We start from the raw sequence: 17,138 nt of genomic DNA, 5'->3' as shown, positions 1-17,138 counted from the left end.
CGACCATACTACGATGGAATCAATAGGAAAGGGTGGTAGGGTATGGACTTATCGAATTATGAGTCTTTACGTGCATGCTCAGCCGATGAGGTGCTTCATCAATTAAGGCAAGCAAATCAAAAGTTAGAAATTTATGCTGCGGAGATTAATCCTGAACTTTTTGTCAATTTACAATTACCAACATTTCCAAAAGCAGATGTCATCATGTCTAAAGAAGTCTTAACCGTTTCAGATGATGAGTTTTTAGCGTTATTTCATCGTGTTTTTTATGAATCTTTACAGGTTGAAATCGATTTGAAAGAAGAGAAACGAATTAAATACTTAAAAGGTTGGTGCCTGTTAGCGATTGTGTGTGTTTCCATTTTATTCATTAGTTTTAGTCAAAACCAGGAACTCAAAGTTTTAATGTTTATCATCGTCATAGCACTTTGTGTGTGTTTATATGAGTTACTTAAACATAAAACGAAGTTATTTGTCTCAGACATTAAACGACGAACGAATTTTAAGGTGATGGCGGATAGCTTCCTTGGATTTTTACCAACCGTTTATATTATTGATCAACAGATGTACATTGGAGCTAATTTGTTAAAACGTCCATGTAGTATGGAGTTTTATTCTGTTGAATCTGAAGCTGAGCAACAACAGCTAAAATCAATCTATGAGCATTATGTGATGGCTAATAGACGCATTCAAGATGAGTTTATTATTGGTCAATATTTCGAACGAATGCATTCGGATGAGCTGTCTAGTATGAGTTGGCAAGATTAGATTATCTAAGAACTTAAGCTACGTTGATATATAAGTCCAGATAAGTTTTTTACATCGTAAAAACTTTTAGCTGGACTATAGTCTGCCTTGAACGGCATGATCATCCCATATTTCGGTTGCTGTATTAAACGTAGAAAACATTTCTGTTTGTATATAGGCAATCTAATCAGAGACTTTTTTGATCATTAGTTTTTGTTTAAGAGGTTATTTTTGAGCGATTCATGTTTAGTATTTGCTATATTAGAATACTTTTTTGAGGAGTCGAATTAATTTATGAAAGTATTAGGTTATAAAAACTAATTATCAAATTGAATAGAAGTAAATCATTAATGAGGAAAGTAATTAAATCTATTGTTGAAAAAACAAATCCATATTTTTATATAATGTTGAAAAAAAGTCGAAATAATGTAAGGGATTAAAGAAATGAATTTAGATACTCATGTGAGGAATAAAAACAAATCGCTTGTAAAATGATGTCAAATTGAGTAAACTATTATTATTTGATAAAATATATTGGAGGTTATTGCGACTCATGCAAAGTACATTTTTTACAGATTTTTTATATTTAACAGATATTAAGACGATTCTTTTTATCGTTGTGTTATTTGCTTTATTCTTTGTAATGAAGCAAATGGAGAAAAAGAAAGTTAAATTTTCAACGCGTATGTTATCTGCAACTGGAATCGGATTGGTCTTAGGACTTTTAATTCAAGTAGTCGGGGGATTCCCAGATGCACCACTTGAGGTGCCATTCATTGCAGAAATTAATAAATGGTATGGACTATTTGCTAATGGATTTATGGATTTATTAAAAATGTTAGTTATTCCATTAATTTTCGTCTCAATCATGCGTGTTATTATTAACATGAAACAAGGTGAAAATTTAGGGAAATTAACAGCTCGTACGTTAGGTCTTTTACTTGGAACGACTGCTATTGCAGCGATGATTGGATTAGTGGTCGGTAACTTATTCCAATTAGGTGTGAATTCACACTTAGTAGCTGGAGAGGCAACGATTCGTGAAGTAAGTTCACTTGTAGATACGTTACGTGGATTATTACCATCTAACCCAATCGCATCGATGGCAAATGGAAATGTTGTTGCGGTTGTGATCTTTGCAGCCTTCTTAGGACTTGCTACAAAGCGTCAAACGAAAAAATATTACGATATTGTCAAGCCATTTATTGATTTAGTTGAAGCTTTTTATAAAATTATCTTAAGTGTTGCGATGACAATCATTAAATGGATGCCATATGCTGTTATTGCCTTACTTGCGAATACGATTGCAGGGCGTGGAATGGCTGCTCTTGGGGAAGCTATCGACTTTATTTTAGCTACATATATTGGTGTGGCCTTAATGTTTGTCGTACATTTAATTTTAATTGCCTTAAGTGGATTAAATCCATTCCGTTATGTGAAAAATGTTTTAGATGCCTTAGTTTTAGCTTTTACGTCACGTTCATCACTTGGAACATTACCAGTAAGTATTGAAAAGTTAACTGATAATGTGGGACTAGATAATGGGACAGCAACGTTTGTTGGAAGTTTAGGTTCAAATGCCGGAATGAACGGATGTGCTGGAATTTATCCAGCTTTAGTGGCCATTACAGTAGCCAATATGACAGGAACACCAATTGATATGACATTTATCGTTATGTTAGTGATTGTCATTGCCTTAGCTTCATTTGGTATTGCTGGTTTACCAGGTTCTGCAACAATGGCTATTTCAGTTGTTTTATCAGGAATGGGAATGGGAGAATACTTCCCATTAATTGCAGGGATTATTGCGATTGATCCAATCTTAGATATGGGACGCACGATGTTAAATGTTAATGGAACATTAACAACGGCAGTTTTAGTTGGAAAATCATTCAACAAAATTGATCAGGATGTTTACTACGGACGTAAACAAGTCGTGACAGAAGAATAATAATAAAAGACGGATCGTTTCATTTGAAATGTTCCGTCTTTTTAGTTTCTTAGGCTTTCATTTCTGTGATTCCCATATCCAGTAATTGAAGTTTAATGGATCCAATTTTTGAATCTTTAGCGACTTCATACTTTGTTGGTTCAATAGGTTCTAAAGCACCAACGATATCGATAATCTCATGGTTATCTGATAATCCTTGTGTCGTAATCACTTTGTAGCAGGCAATGATTTCTTTATCTTCTTGATGTTCAATTTTAGTGTATTCCGTATAGCTATTGGCTGAGACTTCATTCCATGCGTGGAAGAATTCGATATTAAAGTTTAAAGCTTTTAAATGCTCACGGAAAATATCGATGCGTTCAATTAGATAGGCATCTTTTAAATCGTCTAATTCAATCGTCATTAAGTCATTTAAAAAGGTTTGTTGTTCTTCCTTTGTTGCCAAACGTGTTTGATTATCTTCATCCATTGTTAATTGTTGTTGATAACAACCATATACTTTCGTATTTAATTGGATTTTCCATTCTGCTTGCATTGGTTTAACTCCTACATCTATTAGTTTTTCTGATTGTATTTTACTATATTTTTGGTTAAATGAGTAGGAAATGTTAGTTATGAATGATGATTATGGTGATTAGTTTCTCTTTAGTCATAAAATTGTGATGGGTATCCTCAAAAGTCAGTAATTTTATAGGGGGAAAGAAGTGATAGTAGATAACTATTTACTTTTATGAGTGTTTTAGAATTTTATTAAATGATATTAAAAACATCGAAACTTTAGGATTTCGATGTTTTTAATTGGTCAATGAAATTAAAGAAGCTTTGTAAGCTTGAAAGATGATGGGTTTCTGTAATTCGTCCTTTTAATCCATTGATAAATGCTTCGGTGTACATAATCGGAGCGGGACGCGACTTACTGTATCGGTATCCATTTTCTTGCATCATGCATCGTAAATAACGTTCGTGATAAAGAGATGAGGTCGATACGAGACGACGACTTAGATCATTTTCCATATATTCAGGATCACTGGAAGAGACGTTGTAATGTGTTAAAAATGGTAAAAACTTTTCACTAGGTTGCGCTGGGAAAAAGTCACGATTTCCAAGTAACCAGGTTTCGAGACACTTATTTTGAACAAAGATGACAAATGGGCAAGTTAGAGGTTTCGGATAATTTTTGATTTTTTGGGTGACGATTTCGGTTCGCCTTTCTGTGCCCTCCTCATCACCATCTAAGAAAATTAAGAGGTAGTCAATTTTTTGAGTGTCATTAATCGTCTCAATCGTTTGTCCGAGGACATTTTTTGAAGGGGACGTTGCATCGGTTCCAAGTATTCGCGGATAGCCCAGTCCACTAAAAATAACATATTGATTTTCTGTCATCTCATCGATCGTCGGTGCCCGAGTGATAGAGGGAAGTAAGAGTGGAATCCAGTGATCAATAATTTTATGGCCGGATTTTCCATCTTCAACGAGAATGTAGAGATTCATGTTATAAGACCCCCTCAAATTCTAATCGATTCATTAATTCAAAAAAGGCATCATATCTCGTTTTTCCGATTCCGAATTCTTCAGCTGATTGGGCATGGATTGTCGATTGTTCTCTTGTGATAATCTGCCATGATTCACTCGGAATATTATTGATGATATAGGGATGATGACTACTTAAAATCAGTTGAAGATCTTCACGTGCGACTATTTGTTCGAGTAAAGGTCCCATACAGTTTAACCCGAGTCCATTTTCAAATTCATCAATCAAGAGTAAAGATCCAGATTCGCTTAAAATCACTTCAGTTAAATAATAAAAAGTTTTAAGCATTCCATCTGATAGAGTTTCGATGCTTAACCATTCACCACTTTTTTCTTTGAAGAAAAGGTGAAGAGCAGATTGAGGGGTACATTGGACTTGAATATCTTCAATCGAATCAAAGATAAGTTGAAAAATTGAGAGAATCTCTTCTTTTTGCTCGTTACTTGCAAGGATAAACCGTTTGGTGAATGAATTCGTTTGTCTGATTTGATTGATAGGTTTCATCAAGTTAATAGAAGGAAGTTGGGTGATTAAATCTGAGGGAGCATCTAATAATGCTTCATTGCACCAAAGTCGAATGATAACCGGATGATGATCTTCTATATAAACGAAGTAATGATAGTGTTGATGGTTTAACTCAAAGCGTAATTCATACTCTCCATCTTCAAGGTCGGATGAAGATTGCCCCATTAAAAGTTTAAAAAGGCTATCGATATAGGTCAAAACTTGACTTTTTCCAGAACCTGAGACTCCGACTAATAACGTGAGCGGATGAAATGATGAAAGATTAACACAAAGTCCCGTTGCACTACTCGCACGCAATGACTCCAATCGCACAGTGATCGCCCCCATTTTATTTTTACTTAGTATAAGATATGAAAAAATGAGTTAAAGTGTGAATTGCCCGTATTTCTTAAGATTTTCTTAATAAAGAGGTAAACGACAAAAAAAACAAAAATCTACAAATTTGTATGTTATAATTAAGGAAAAAAATCAGGAGGCATCGAGGAATGGGAAAAAAAAATAAAGTAAAAATCATGCTTATAACTCTGGTTGTTGTTGTAATTGGAGTTGCAGGATTTTTTATGTGGAAGAGTGGACCGTCTAATAATGGATTAATCGCCTATGTGGATTCGGTTTCAACGATTACAGATCTTGGGAGTGGAACTGGATTAAATAATCGATATAGTGGGGTAGTAGAGCCACAGGAAACGATTGAAATTAATCGTAATCAAGAGCGACAAGTCAAGGAATTGTTTGTGAAAATCGGTGATAAAGTTGAGGAAGGTACAGAACTTTTTGCTTATGATACAGATGAAATAAGTTTAAGTTTAAGTCAAGCCGAATTAGAGTTAGAGCGCTTGGGGGCATCTATTATAAGTTTAAATGAGCAAATTAAATTATTAAACTCACAAAAAGCTTCAGCACCCGAAGATCAAAAATTAGACTATACGTCACAGATTTTAAATACTGAAAATGACTTAAAACGCGCAGAGTATGATAAAAAAAGTAAAGAAGTTGAAGTTGCGCAATTAAAAGCTTCACTAGAAAATTCAGTCGTGAAAAGTACCGTTTCAGGAGTGGTGAAATCAATTAGTGAAAATGGATATGATATGTATGGTCAGAATGAAGCATATATTACGTTATTATCAACGAAAGATTATCGAATTAAGGGAAAAGTGAGTGAGCAAAATATTTGGCAATTACAAGCTGAGCAACCGGTTATTATTCGTTCGCGTGTGGATGAAACACAAACATGGAGTGGTATGATTACGCATGTCGATTTAGAAAATACAAAGTCTAACAACAATAATAATTACTATGATAGTAATGGTGAGAGTGGAAGCACTTATCCGTTTTACATTGAGCTTGACTCAGCGAGCGGTTTAATTTTAGGACAACATGTTTATATTGAATTAGACAATGGACAAGATGAGGTGAAAGAAGGCGTTTGGTTATATGACTATTATCTTGTCCATGAAGAAGATGGAGATTATGTTTGGGTTGCCACAGAAAATGATAAATTAGAAAAACGTAAAGTTACACTGGGTGAGCTAGATGAAGAATGGATGCGATATGAAATTTTAGATGGTTTAACAGTAGATGATTACATTGCTTTTCCAGATGACCGTTTAAGTGAAGGAATGTCTTGTGAGCGAATGCTAGGATCAGGAGGATATTTATCAATGGAGGAGTCAGATTTCAAAGAAGGATTTGAAGGAGATTTTAAAGAAGAATTCAATGAAGAAGTTGAAGGGGAGTTCGATGAAGGTATTGAATCTGAGGTCATAGAAGAAACTGAGAGTACAACCATTTCACCGTCTTCAACGACAAGTCAAAGTGCCAGTAAACAATAGGGGGGAGGCTGAGCAATGATTTTACAGTTAGAAAATATTAATAAACACTATTTACAAGATAAACTTGAAGTCCCTGTCCTAAAAAATATTACGTTTGAAGTGGAAGCGGGAGAATATGTCGCCATCATGGGACCTTCAGGATCAGGAAAGTCAACCTTAATGAATATATTAGGTTGCTTAGACCTCCCTTCATCAGGAAGTTATCATCTTAATGGATTAGATGTTTCAAAATTAAATGATGTACAGTTATCAGATTTAAGATTAAAAGAAATTGGATTTGTTTTTCAAAGCTTTCAATTGTTATCACGCCAAAGTGCGCTTGAGAATGTAGAGTTACCATTGACTTACGCTGGTGTTTCAAAACAGGAACGTCGTCAACGAGCGACGTTGGCTTTAGAGCGTGTTGGATTAGGTGAACGATTACACTTTAAACCGACTCAGCTTTCAGGGGGACAAAAACAACGTGTTGCGATTGCAAGGGCGATGGTAAATAATCCAAGCATTTTACTAGCGGATGAACCGACAGGTGCATTGGATAGCAAGTCTGGTGCGCAAATTATGTCACTTTTTAAGAAGCTAAATGAAGAAGGCGTCACAATTGTAATGATTACTCACGATCGTGCAATTGCAGACCAAGCTCAGCGAAAGATAGAAATTTTAGATGGAGAGATTGTTTATCATCCAGAGAGAGGGGGCGTGGATCGATGAAAAAAGCACCTTTAATAATTGGCGCTTCGTTGCTTTCATTTGGTTTGATTGGTGGAGGAGTTTATGCTTATCAGCAACTAAGTAGCGGCTCAGCGATTGAGGTACAACCTGTTGCGTACATTAGTACGTCATGGTGGGGCGACGTGAATGAATCAGATGGTTATGTTACATCGGATATGACACAAGAGGTCATGCTTCAAGATCGCAAGGTAATCAAAGAGGTACTGGTTCAAGAAGGACAACAAGTATCGATTAACGATCCATTGTTAGTTTATGATAGTACGTTAGTTGAGTTGGAACTTGAAATGCAGCGACTAACTATCGAAAGTTTAAAAGTAAACATTGATTCAGCTAAACGTCAGTTACAAAAATTAAATTCAACTCAACCGATTGCAAAAAGTGAAGGAAACCCAGTGACCACAATGCCCGTGTCATTAACAAGAACACGAACAACAGAAGGAGAACAAGAAGAAGTTTTAACCTATGCCACAGCGTTAACACCTCTTGAGGATGGAACTTATTCTTTAGAAGTTAAAGCTTCAGCCAAGTTAAATGTGTCATTCTTATATCGTTTAAAGGGGTTAGATGAAGTGGGACAAACTCAAATTTCACAACCGATTCAGTTAAGTTTGACTCTTTTATCGGATGATGGATCACAACCAATGATTAAAGTATTAGATGGATCAAGCTTAGAAATTCCAGCAGAGTTTATTGAAATAACAGTTAGTGACTATTTTAAAGAAAGTATACCTGATGAACCTGAACAAAACCAACCAGATCATGAGGAGAAGCCTGATCAAAAACCAGAAGAAGAACCAGAACAGCCGATATATCCAGATCAGGAGCCTGAAGAGGAACCTGATATCTCACCAGATCTCCCTGATTTACCACAAGAAGGGTATACTAAAGAGGAGTTAGCACAATTAATTCAGGAAAAAAAGACAGAGATTCAAACATTAGAACTTGATTATAAAGAGGCACTTCTAAAAGAAGAGAAGATTAAAAAAGAAATTGAAAATTTAACGGTTCGTAGTAGTGTTAACGGAGTGGTCAAAAAAGTTGGCGATCCAAGTGTCGGTTCGATTGAAGGATCAGCATTTATTGTTGTTAGTAGTGATAGTGGCCTTTATTTAAAAGGAACGTTAACAGAATACCAATTAAATGAGGTGGAACCTGGACAAATGGTAGAGGTGATGTCATGGGATACAGGAAATAGTTATATTGCTTCTATCACAGAGATATATCCATACCCAGTCGATGATCCGTATTCGTATGGGAATCAAAATGTTTCTAAGTATCCTTTTGTCGCTTATATTGAAGATGCCACCGATTTAAAAAATAATATGTCTGTTTCGGTTCGAGTTCAAGAAAACGTTGAAAATTCAAATGCTTTATATTTAGACATGGCTTACATTGGTGATGAAAATGGACGCAAGTTTGTCTATAAAGTTGATGAAGACTTCCGTCTGAAAAAGGAATACATTCAAACAGGGAAAGTCATTTATGGTTCGTATATGGAGATTCTTTCAGGTGTTAATGAAGATGATCAAGTGGCCTTCCCATATACTAAAAATATTAAAGATGGTGTCAAAGCTAAAGAGATGACAAATATGTGGGGGTACTAGATATGATAGAAAATATTCAACTATCGTTAAAAGGAATCTGGTCCCATAAAATGCGTTCATTTTTAACTATGCTCGGGATTATTATTGGGATTGCTGCGATTATCGCTATTGTCTCAACGATTAAGGGAACGAATGAACAAATTAAGCAAAATTTAATTGGATCAGGAAATAATGTAGTAAATGTAAAATTAAGCCAAGATGGTTATGAAGTCGATGCAGGACAAGTGCCTTATGGAACTCCTGTGATGACGAGTGATATTTTAGAGGAAGTTAAAGCGATTGAAAATGTAGAAAATGCTTCGTTCTATGTGAGTCGAAGCTATGCTGATAGTATTTATTATCAAAATACGGTATTAGATGGGGCATCAGTGAAAGGAATTGATGAGCATTATTTCCAAACGACAGGATATTTGATTAAACAGGGACGTTCATTTATTCCATCAGATTATGAAGAGTTTCGTAAGGTCGTTATTTTAGATCAAAATGCGGCAACAAGTATCTTCCAAGGAACTGATGCCATTGGAAAAACAATTGAGATTATGGGGGAACCATTTATTGTTGTTGGTGTTGTTTCACTACCAAGTAGCTTCTCACCTGTGATTCATTCGATTGAAGATTATTATATGTATCATCAAGATAACGGTGGAGCCCTTTATATTCCAAATGCTGCTTGGCCAATCGTTTATAGTTATGATGAGCCGCAACATTTAGTTGTTAAGGCAACTGATACGGATGCGATGGGACAAGTCGGGCGAGAAAGTGCAGATTTATTAAATATGTATTTAGGAGACAATAATGTACAATATAAAGCAACCGATGTTTTAGAACAGGCTAAACAATTACAAGAATTAAGTGCCGCAACGAATCAACAGTTGATTTGGATTGCAAGTATTTCTTTACTTGTTGGTGGAATTGGTGTGATGAATATTATGCTCGTTTCTGTTACAGAACGTACGAGTGAAATTGGATTGAAAAAAGCCATTGGAGCCCGAAAAAGTGTGATTCTCACACAGTTTTTAACTGAAGCCGCAGTATTAACAAGTTTAGGTGGTGTCATTGGGGTATTAGTCGGTGTTGGACTGGCTCAAGTCATTTCTCGAATTTCTCAAACGCCAGTGGCCATTAGTGTACCGGCTATCGTTTTATCAGTCATCTTTTCAATGATTATCGGAATTGTCTTTGGATTATTACCATCCATTAAAGCAGCAAACTTAAATCCAATTGATGCCTTACGCTATGAATAGTTAGTTCTAAAAGGTACTCAAACATTTATTTATTAGAATAAATTCATTCATACTAAAACGCTAAAAAGCCTTAGAGAAACGAGCTGAATGGCTCTGTTTTCTAAGGCTTTTTAGTTATTTATCTTTTCTTTTTACCTAGCTTTATTTTTTTCAGTGCTTCTGTTTTAGTTCTTCTTTTATCGTTAGTCATCAATTAAAAGGAGAAGTGAAATAAGATAGTTTGGTCATACAGTGCGTTATCAGTACAACAACTAGCTGTTATTGAAGATAATCTAACGTTTCATGAGTAGGAAATGGAGTTAGAAGAAGATGACGGCAGGGATACAGAAATCCTCTTTTAAGTATAGCTTAACTTATTGTTTAAAGTTTTGGATATGAGTTCTATATATAAACAGAAATGTTTTCTACATTTAATACAGCAACCGAAATATGGAATAGCTATGCCGTGCAAGGCAGACTATAGTCCAGCTAAAAGTTTTTACGATGTAAAAAACTTATCTGGACTTATATATATAAATAGATAAGTAGTCTACCTCTCAAGTAGCAAATAAAAAATACTGATCTGTTTTACCAATCAAGGCAGACTATTGTTCAGGGGTTCCCTGGCATTTTTGAGAAAATGTATCCTCCACTGCTAGGGTATGGGTTCCCTGGCATTTTTGGAGAGAATGTATCTACCTCTAGTATGGCTTAAAAGTTTTTATCATCTGAAAAACTGATTTGGATTTATATAGACTAGAGCCACAGTTGGTATATAATCTTGATTAAAAGAATTTTGTCTTTTCTTATATTTAAAGATAGTGAGAGGCGTGAAACGTTACTAATAAAATGATTGTTTTTTATGAGCTAGACAGGAAAATGAAAAACCACCATCTAATATGGTGGTTTAGTTGAACGCCCTGTTTAAGGGAGTTTTATTTATTCGGTTAAAGCTAACTCTTCTTCGTGAATTTTATCAATGGGTTCATCTTGTTGAACGCTATTTTCAATTTCACGGTAATGATCCATCTTTACACGAAATAATTCTCCATTTGTTGGGGGGGTATAGGTAATAGCATTTGCTCCCGCTGCAATGGTTTCAAGAATTGATTCATCGGTTGGTCCGCCAGTTGCGATAATCGGAATGGTTGGGTATTGTTGGCGAATTTTACGCACAATGCTAGCTGTTTTAGAACCACCACTGACATTTAAGATATCAGCTCCAGCATCAATACGAGATTGAACATCTGTATGTTCAGAAACAACTGTCACGACGACAGGAATATCAATCGTTTCCTTAACGTATTCAATGGTTTCACGAGGTGTGGGTGCATTTAAAACGACGGCAATAGCACCTTGGAATTCGGCATGTAAGGCAATGTTTGCTGAACGCGTTCCATGTGTTAGTCCTCCACCAACACCACAAATAACAGGAATGTCTGAAACGGACATGATCGCTTGAGTAATCGTTGGTTGTGGAGTGAATGGATAGACGGCAATGACCGCGTCTGCATTTGTATTTTTAATAATTGCTACGTCTGTTGTAAAGATAAATGATTTTAATCGTTTACCAAAGATACGGATTCCACTTGCATTTCGAATCACATCTGGGACACGAACGAAATTTTTACGCAAGTTACTCGTTACCTCAGGTACAAGTTTTTCGGGAATATTTACTTTATTCAAACTGTCACATCCTTTCGTAATGTCCATAATTACAATATATTCATTATATCGAAATTGTCTGAAAAAGTTAATAATATCCGATTTTTATTTTATAATTCTCATAGGAATTTCTCGAAATTTACGCTTTTTATAAAAATTTCGCACTCGTTTCCATTATATTTGTCGACAGGTGAAAAAACTTACGTCTGAAGGTGGTCAATTCTAATGATTAGTAGTATACTTGAAAAGGAAAAGAATCCTGTTATATTTCTTTAAAGGGTGCAAAGACTAAGTTTAATACTAGTTTTTGTTCTTTTACTATGTTTATGAGACAGTTGGAGGTGACATCAAGTGGAAGATTCCATTCCCATACGGACAATTAAATTAATCACATGGATGTCACCAAGTGTCGATGACATCGTGTGAGACTATAAGAGGTGATTCGATGAGAAGTGAAGTGAATTTCATTAATTCACTAACAAGTGGCGGGTTTGAGTGGGTTAACTTAATTAATCCCACCCATCAAGAAGTAGAAACATTATGTAAAGCACATGACTTAGAGTATGAAACAGTTATTACAGCACTTGATGAAGAAGAGCGTTCACGTGTTCAAATTGAAGATAACTTTACGATGATTATCGTCGACGTTCCTGTCTCATTTGAGTCTGATACGTATTACTCAACTGTCCCACTTGGGATTGTTAAAACAGATCGCATGCTTTTAACATTATGTACACAAGAGTTAAATGTATTTAGCAAACGCTTAAAAGTCACAACAACAAGTATCAATGCACATATTTATCAAATTTTATATACGATCTCGATTCAATACTTAGGTTATTTACGTGTTATTGAACGTAAGAGTAGCCAAGTTGAGCGTGCCTTACGTCACTCACCACAAAATGAAGATTTAATCGAAATGTTGGACTTACAAAAAAGTTTAGTTTACATGTCTTCATCCCTTCGTTCAAACCAAATTGTATTAGAACGTTTAGTCAAGCTTGAAAAAAATGATACACCGGAAGCTGAAATGTTAGAAGATGTTATCATTGAAAATAAACAGGCGATTGACATGTCAAAAATTTATGGAAACATCTTAAGTAGCAACTTAAATGTCTTTGAAACAATTATTTCAAATAACTTGAATATGGTCATGAAATTTTTAACGGTCGTCTCAGTGATTATTGCGGTTCCAACCGTCGTTTCAAGTTTCTGGGGAATGAATGTTCCCGTCCCATTCCAAGAGAATAAATACGGCTTTTTAATTGTTTCTATTATTTCAGTTATTATTACGATCTTAGCCGGTCTTTACATTAATCGTAAAGAAAACCGACGTTATAAAAATAAATAGAAGAGCCCATCTGCCTTGCAGAGGTTTTTTTCTTTCTTGAGGTGATCACATGAACTTAAATGAACAATTACAACGACAAAAATCTTATTTACATCACCACGGACCCATCTCAATTCAACAACGACTGAAGGCATTAATGCAATTAAAGCAAGCAATTAAGCAGTACGAAACAGAGTTAGAAGAGGCACTGAAAAAAGATTTAGGAAAGTCTTCTTTTGAAGCTTACACCTCAGAGATTGGTTTCATTTATTCGTCCATTGATTATACGATAAAGCATTTAAAGAAATGGGCACGTCCTCGTCGTGTGAAGAGCGATATAGCCCAATTAATCGGAACATCTTCTGTTTATCCATCCGCCTACGGCGTCGTTTTAATTATTGGACCTTTTAATTATCCCGTTCAACTTTTATTAGAACCATTAGTAGGAGCCATTGCAGGTGGAAATGGCGCCATTTTAAAACCTTCAGAGCTTACCCCAACCGTTGAAAAAGTATTAGTTTCATTAATAGAAACAGCCTTTAGTAATGAGTATGTTTCTATTGTAACTGGTGGAGTTGAGATTAATCAGGAACTGCTTGATTTACCATTTGATTATATTTTCTTTACCGGGAGTGTACGAGTTGGTAAAATTGTCATGCAAAAAGCGAGTCAACATTTAACTCCAATCACACTCGAACTGGGAGGAAAGTCTCCGGTGATTATTGATGAGACAGCGAATTTGAAGCGGGCAGCTAAGCGTTTAGCTTGGGGAAAATTTATGAATAACGGTCAGACGTGTGTGGCGCCAGATTATGTCCTTGTTCATCATCAAATCTATGAAGCTTTTTTAGAGGAACTGATTCAAGTGTTGATGAGATTTTATGGTGAGAATCCATATTTAAGTGAGGACTATGGTCACATCGTAACCGTCCAGCATACGAAGCGCTTAGCTCAGCTCATTGAAGAGAACCGCGAAAAGATCATTATTGGAGGTGAGGTAAGACTTGATGAGAGATATGTGTCTCCAACCGTTTTTAAACACGTTTCTCTAGATGATTCTTTAATGGAAGAAGAGTTATTTGGACCTTTATTACCGACGATGAGTTATCGAACGCTTGATGAGATTGATCAGTGTCTAGCTTTGCATCCTAAGCCTCTTGCTTTTTATGTTTTTTCTGAAAATCAGACCTTTGCGAATCATTTGATTCAACGTTATGCCTTTGGAGGGGGATGTATTAATGATGTTGTAACACAGGTAGCATCTAATTATTTACCTTTTGGTGGAGTGGGCCCATCTGGTATGGGGCGTTATCATGGAAAATCAAGTTTTGAGACGTTTACGTATGAAAAAGCGATTGTTAAACGTTCAACGAAGGTTTCTGTTCCACTCGTATTTCCACCTTATCAGAATCGTTTACGATGGATCAAAAAAATCATGAAGTAAGTGATCATCATTTGGCATATTATTTAATAAAGGAGGAGAAAATATGTCGTGTCTAGGAAATTTAATTTGGATGATTTTTGGAGGATTTATTAATGCTCTCATCTGGTGCTTTTTTGGAGCGCTATGGTGTTTGACCATTATTGGGATTCCAGTTGGACTTCAATGTTTTAAACTAGCTAAGTTACAATTTGCACCGTTTGGAAAGGAAGTTGTAACGGTGAATACATCGGGTGGAACTTTTGTTTTAAATATTGTTTGGCTTTTATTTGGTGGTTTAGAATTAGCACTGGTTAATTTAGTTAGTGCGATTTTTCTAACAGTGACAATTGTTGGTATTCCGTTTGCGCGACAAGCGCTAAAATTAGCGATGTTATCCTTAATGCCATTTGGAAAAGAAGTGTTGTAAACGTCTCATATTGGGGCGTTTTTTTATTTTTTTGGTAATTTTTGTTTAAAAATACGGTTCTTTTCTCATACTAAAGTAGGTGATATAATGGAAAAAAGAGTCGTTTATATAGCTTATTTGATTATTGCATTTGTCATTTTTAACTTTTTTTATGGGTTTACCGATTGGGTTGCCTCTTGGCAGATGTGGGATTGGTATCTCATTATTTTACTGTTAACCATTGTGAGTTTACTCATCATTAAATATAAACAAAACCAACGGAAATTAGCGGTGGAGCAGTATGCAAAAGAGAATGATCGACGACGGATTCAGCTAAGTCAGTTGTTACTGTTTGAACAGTTAGATAAATTGAATGATGAACTCTTCCATGAGTTATTACAGCGTTTTTTTGAGCTTCAAGGATATGAAGAGCTTGAAGTCAGCTCGAATCCAATAACATGTGGTTACGATTTTATGATGTGGAATCAGGGACAAAAAATTATAGTAAAATATTTTAAACGCGTTCCGATGATTGAAAACTTATACACGGATCCTGAAGGATTAGATTTTGCTCTTGGCGAGCTAGTGACTTTAAAAGAAATTCGTGAGTTTTATGGAAGTATGAAAGATTATGACATTCAGGCAGATATAGCTATCGCTTTAAGTACGAGTGATTTTGAAGAAGAGGCGTTATTGTTTGCAAGTCGAAATGGTATCAAGTTGATGAATGGTCATGAATTTTATGAGGCACTTAATGGACTAAAGGAGGAAAAGACAACCATTTCTCCTTCACCACAAGTTTCAGTGTCTTGATTTGCTCCTTTGATGAACTGTTTCATACACTATATAAGAAGCAGTGCTTTTGGACATCAAAAAAAATTTGATTTCTGTCGTCATTTTTTGTGAAAGGAATTAAATGATGTTAATGGTAATGCAGCCAATAAATCTTGTAGTCGAACAAAGTAAAGGATGGTGATTAGATGTTTTGGAGTGGTTTTGTAGTTGGAAGTGCGGTGACCTTTATTGAGTTAACTATCTATAGCTGTTTAGTGGTTGCTTCGCGTGCTGATCAACAAATGGAAGAGGAACTTAACCAGGAAAATAAATAGTTTTAATACCCTTGGATAAACTAACAGTAAATTAAAGAATCCGAGGGTGTTTTTTATGAGAGTTCGATTTGGTTATGTTGCGATTGCGATGCGTTTAGATAAAGTTACAAGTTCATCTCCTGTGACATATAAGAAGTATTCATCTATTGAGTCTGAAAGGGAACGTTTAAGTTTACTTAAACGAGTGACTCAATCGAATCTAATTGATTTAATAAAAATTTTAAAGTATAACATTGAAAATGACATTCATTTTTATCGCCTCACGTCAAAACTCATTCCACTTGCCACCCATCAAGATGTGGTATGGAATTATTCAAAAGTGATTCAGACCGAATGTCACGAAGTAGCTAAGTTAATCAAACAGTCTAATATGCGAGTCGATGCGCACCCCGATCAGTTTAATGTCTTAAATAGTGTCAATGAATCGGTTATCGAGTCTTCGATTCGTACACTTGAGCATCAATTAGATTTATTTGATTTATTTGACATGGAGCATGGAAAGCTAGTCCTTCATGTGGGAGGAAAAGCGGGTGGAAAAGAGGCGGCACTAGAACGATTTATACATACCTTTGAGCGGCTACCCTCACGTCTTCAACGGGCACTTATTTTAGAAAATGATGATAAGACCTATTCGGCTTCAGATGTTTTAGGTCTTTGTCAACGACTGCATATACCAATGGTATTAGATATTCATCATCATCGTTGCTATAATGAAGGAGAATCATTAGAATCAATGGTAGAATCTATTTTTAAGACGTGGGAAGCCGATTATTGGCCACCTAAAATTCATGTGTCAAGTCCGAAGGAGTTTGAGACTGATCGTCGTCATGCTGATTTTATTGAAGTAGACGATATCCTACGATTTTTAGATTTAATTAAACCGTTAAATCAAGATATTGATGTTATGATTGAAGCCAAGCAAAAAGATTTAGCTCTCCACCGATTAGTTCATGAGATTAAACAAGCACGGCCAAAGTGGCAGTGGCTTGATCATACGACCATTGAAATTTAATAAACCACATAAAAAACAGATTGCTTATTCATGAAGTAGTCTGTTTTTTAA

Annotated in this window: 16 protein-coding genes; 12 read left to right on the top strand and 4 right to left on the bottom strand. The window is 35.5% G+C overall.

Going from position 1 to position 17,138, the window contains the following annotated elements; translation table 11 throughout:
* The first annotated feature begins 42 nt into the window (after window positions 1–42).
* Both NEH74_RS02015 and NEH74_RS02010 read left to right on the top strand, forming a co-directional pair.
* Complete coding sequence (locus NEH74_RS02015) at window positions 43–768, top strand: hypothetical protein (protein WP_262941022.1); 726 nt, start codon at window positions 43–45, stop codon at window positions 766–768.
* Between the two features lie 532 nt (window positions 769–1,300).
* Window positions 1,301–2,698 (top strand): cation:dicarboxylate symporter family transporter, encoded by a 1,398-nt coding sequence (locus NEH74_RS02010; RefSeq protein ID WP_262941021.1) that lies wholly within the window; start codon window positions 1,301–1,303, stop codon window positions 2,696–2,698.
* A 49-nt stretch (window positions 2,699–2,747) separates the two neighbouring features.
* On the opposite strand, the gene NEH74_RS02005 is transcribed toward NEH74_RS02010, so the two are convergent.
* The 3 genes from NEH74_RS02005 to NEH74_RS01995 form a co-directional block, all read right to left on the bottom strand.
* Window positions 2,748–3,233 (bottom strand): hypothetical protein, encoded by a 486-nt coding sequence (locus tag NEH74_RS02005; protein ID WP_055274909.1) that lies wholly within the window; start codon window positions 3,231–3,233, stop codon window positions 2,748–2,750.
* 242 nt (window positions 3,234–3,475) lie between these two features.
* Entirely contained in the window at window positions 3,476–4,189 is a 714-nt protein-coding gene (locus NEH74_RS02000) for a hypothetical protein (RefSeq protein ID WP_055241541.1), read from the bottom strand.
* A 1-nt stretch (window position 4,190) separates the two neighbouring features.
* Entirely contained in the window at window positions 4,191–5,066 is an 876-nt protein-coding gene (locus NEH74_RS01995; protein WP_055304386.1) for an AAA family ATPase, read from the bottom strand.
* Window positions 5,067–5,239: 173 nt separating this feature from the next.
* Between NEH74_RS01995 and NEH74_RS01990 the strand changes: the two genes are divergently transcribed.
* From NEH74_RS01990 to NEH74_RS01975, 4 genes are read left to right on the top strand one after another with little or no spacing between them, the layout of a single operon-like run.
* The gene (locus NEH74_RS01990; protein ID WP_055304384.1) at window positions 5,240–6,586 is read left to right on the top strand and encodes an efflux RND transporter periplasmic adaptor subunit; all 1,347 of its coding nucleotides are present in this window, start codon (window positions 5,240–5,242) and stop codon (window positions 6,584–6,586) included.
* Window positions 6,587–6,601: 15 nt separating this feature from the next.
* On the top strand, window positions 6,602–7,294 hold the full coding sequence (locus tag NEH74_RS01985; RefSeq protein WP_055304382.1) for an ABC transporter ATP-binding protein: 693 nt from the start codon (window positions 6,602–6,604) through the stop codon (window positions 7,292–7,294).
* Window positions 7,291–8,919 carry a hypothetical protein gene (locus tag NEH74_RS01980; protein ID WP_055304380.1) on the top strand — a complete coding sequence of 543 codons (1,629 nt, stop codon included), beginning with the start codon at window positions 7,291–7,293 and terminating at the stop codon, window positions 8,917–8,919. Before NEH74_RS01985 ends, NEH74_RS01980 begins: the two co-directional genes overlap by 4 nt.
* 2 nt (window positions 8,920–8,921) lie before the next feature.
* Window positions 8,922–10,163, top strand: a complete 1,242-nt coding sequence (locus NEH74_RS01975; RefSeq protein WP_055304378.1) for an ABC transporter permease — start codon at window positions 8,922–8,924, stop codon at window positions 10,161–10,163.
* A gap of 918 nt (window positions 10,164–11,081) precedes the next feature.
* Here the strand turns inward: NEH74_RS01975 and NEH74_RS01970 are convergent.
* The gene (locus NEH74_RS01970) at window positions 11,082–11,828 is read right to left on the bottom strand and encodes a hydrolase (protein WP_055274919.1); all 747 of its coding nucleotides are present in this window, start codon (window positions 11,826–11,828) and stop codon (window positions 11,082–11,084) included.
* A 424-nt stretch (window positions 11,829–12,252) separates the two neighbouring features.
* On the opposite strand from NEH74_RS01970, the gene NEH74_RS01965 reads away from it, so the two are divergent.
* The 6 genes from NEH74_RS01965 (at window position 12,253) to uvsE (ending at window position 17,087) form a co-directional block, all read left to right on the top strand.
* Complete coding sequence (locus tag NEH74_RS01965; protein WP_055241527.1) at window positions 12,253–13,158, top strand: magnesium transporter CorA family protein; 906 nt, start codon at window positions 12,253–12,255, stop codon at window positions 13,156–13,158.
* Window positions 13,159–13,207: 49 nt separating this feature from the next.
* Window positions 13,208–14,581, top strand: coding sequence for an aldehyde dehydrogenase (locus NEH74_RS01960; RefSeq protein ID WP_262941018.1), 1,374 nt, complete (start codon window positions 13,208–13,210; stop codon window positions 14,579–14,581).
* 43 nt (window positions 14,582–14,624) lie between these two features.
* On the top strand, window positions 14,625–14,987 hold the full coding sequence (locus tag NEH74_RS01955; protein WP_262941017.1) for a YccF domain-containing protein: 363 nt from the start codon (window positions 14,625–14,627) through the stop codon (window positions 14,985–14,987).
* A gap of 87 nt (window positions 14,988–15,074) precedes the next feature.
* Window positions 15,075–15,779 (top strand): restriction endonuclease, encoded by a 705-nt coding sequence (locus NEH74_RS01950; protein WP_055241519.1) that lies wholly within the window; start codon window positions 15,075–15,077, stop codon window positions 15,777–15,779.
* A 167-nt stretch (window positions 15,780–15,946) separates the two neighbouring features.
* Window positions 15,947–16,075, top strand: coding sequence for a hypothetical protein (locus NEH74_RS01945; RefSeq protein ID WP_262941015.1), 129 nt, complete (start codon window positions 15,947–15,949; stop codon window positions 16,073–16,075).
* 55 nt (window positions 16,076–16,130) lie between these two features.
* Window positions 16,131–17,087, top strand: coding sequence for a UV DNA damage repair endonuclease UvsE (uvsE, locus tag NEH74_RS01940; RefSeq protein WP_055304374.1), 957 nt, complete (start codon window positions 16,131–16,133; stop codon window positions 17,085–17,087).
* Window positions 17,088–17,138 lie beyond the last annotated feature (51 nt).

The organism is Turicibacter sp. GALT-G1 (assembly GCF_025594995.1).
Taxonomy (GTDB): Bacteria; Bacillota_I; Bacilli_A; order MOL361; family Turicibacteraceae; genus Turicibacter; species Turicibacter bilis.
This window is presented reverse-complemented; position numbering and strand designations above follow the sequence as displayed.

Coding starts and splice junctions, on each gene's coding strand:
- NEH74_RS02015 (WP_262941022.1), top strand. CDS start 43: ATGGACTTATCGAATTATGAGTCTTTACGTGCATGCTCAGCCGATGAG.
- NEH74_RS02010 (WP_262941021.1), top strand. CDS start 1,301: ATGCAAAGTACATTTTTTACAGATTTTTTATATTTAACAGATATTAAG.
- NEH74_RS02005 (WP_055274909.1), bottom strand. CDS start 3,233: ATGCAAGCAGAATGGAAAATCCAATTAAATACGAAAGTATATGGTTGT.
- NEH74_RS02000 (WP_055241541.1), bottom strand. CDS start 4,189: ATGAATCTCTACATTCTCGTTGAAGATGGAAAATCCGGCCATAAAATT.
- NEH74_RS01990 (WP_055304384.1), top strand. CDS start 5,240: ATGGGAAAAAAAAATAAAGTAAAAATCATGCTTATAACTCTGGTTGTT.
- NEH74_RS01985 (WP_055304382.1), top strand. CDS start 6,602: ATGATTTTACAGTTAGAAAATATTAATAAACACTATTTACAAGATAAA.
- NEH74_RS01980 (WP_055304380.1), top strand. CDS start 7,291: ATGAAAAAAGCACCTTTAATAATTGGCGCTTCGTTGCTTTCATTTGGT.
- NEH74_RS01975 (WP_055304378.1), top strand. CDS start 8,922: ATGATAGAAAATATTCAACTATCGTTAAAAGGAATCTGGTCCCATAAA.
- NEH74_RS01965 (WP_055241527.1), top strand. CDS start 12,253: ATGAGAAGTGAAGTGAATTTCATTAATTCACTAACAAGTGGCGGGTTT.
- NEH74_RS01960 (WP_262941018.1), top strand. CDS start 13,208: ATGAACTTAAATGAACAATTACAACGACAAAAATCTTATTTACATCAC.
- NEH74_RS01955 (WP_262941017.1), top strand. CDS start 14,625: ATGTCGTGTCTAGGAAATTTAATTTGGATGATTTTTGGAGGATTTATT.
- NEH74_RS01950 (WP_055241519.1), top strand. CDS start 15,075: ATGGAAAAAAGAGTCGTTTATATAGCTTATTTGATTATTGCATTTGTC.
- NEH74_RS01945 (WP_262941015.1), top strand. CDS start 15,947: ATGTTTTGGAGTGGTTTTGTAGTTGGAAGTGCGGTGACCTTTATTGAG.
- uvsE (WP_055304374.1), top strand. CDS start 16,131: ATGAGAGTTCGATTTGGTTATGTTGCGATTGCGATGCGTTTAGATAAA.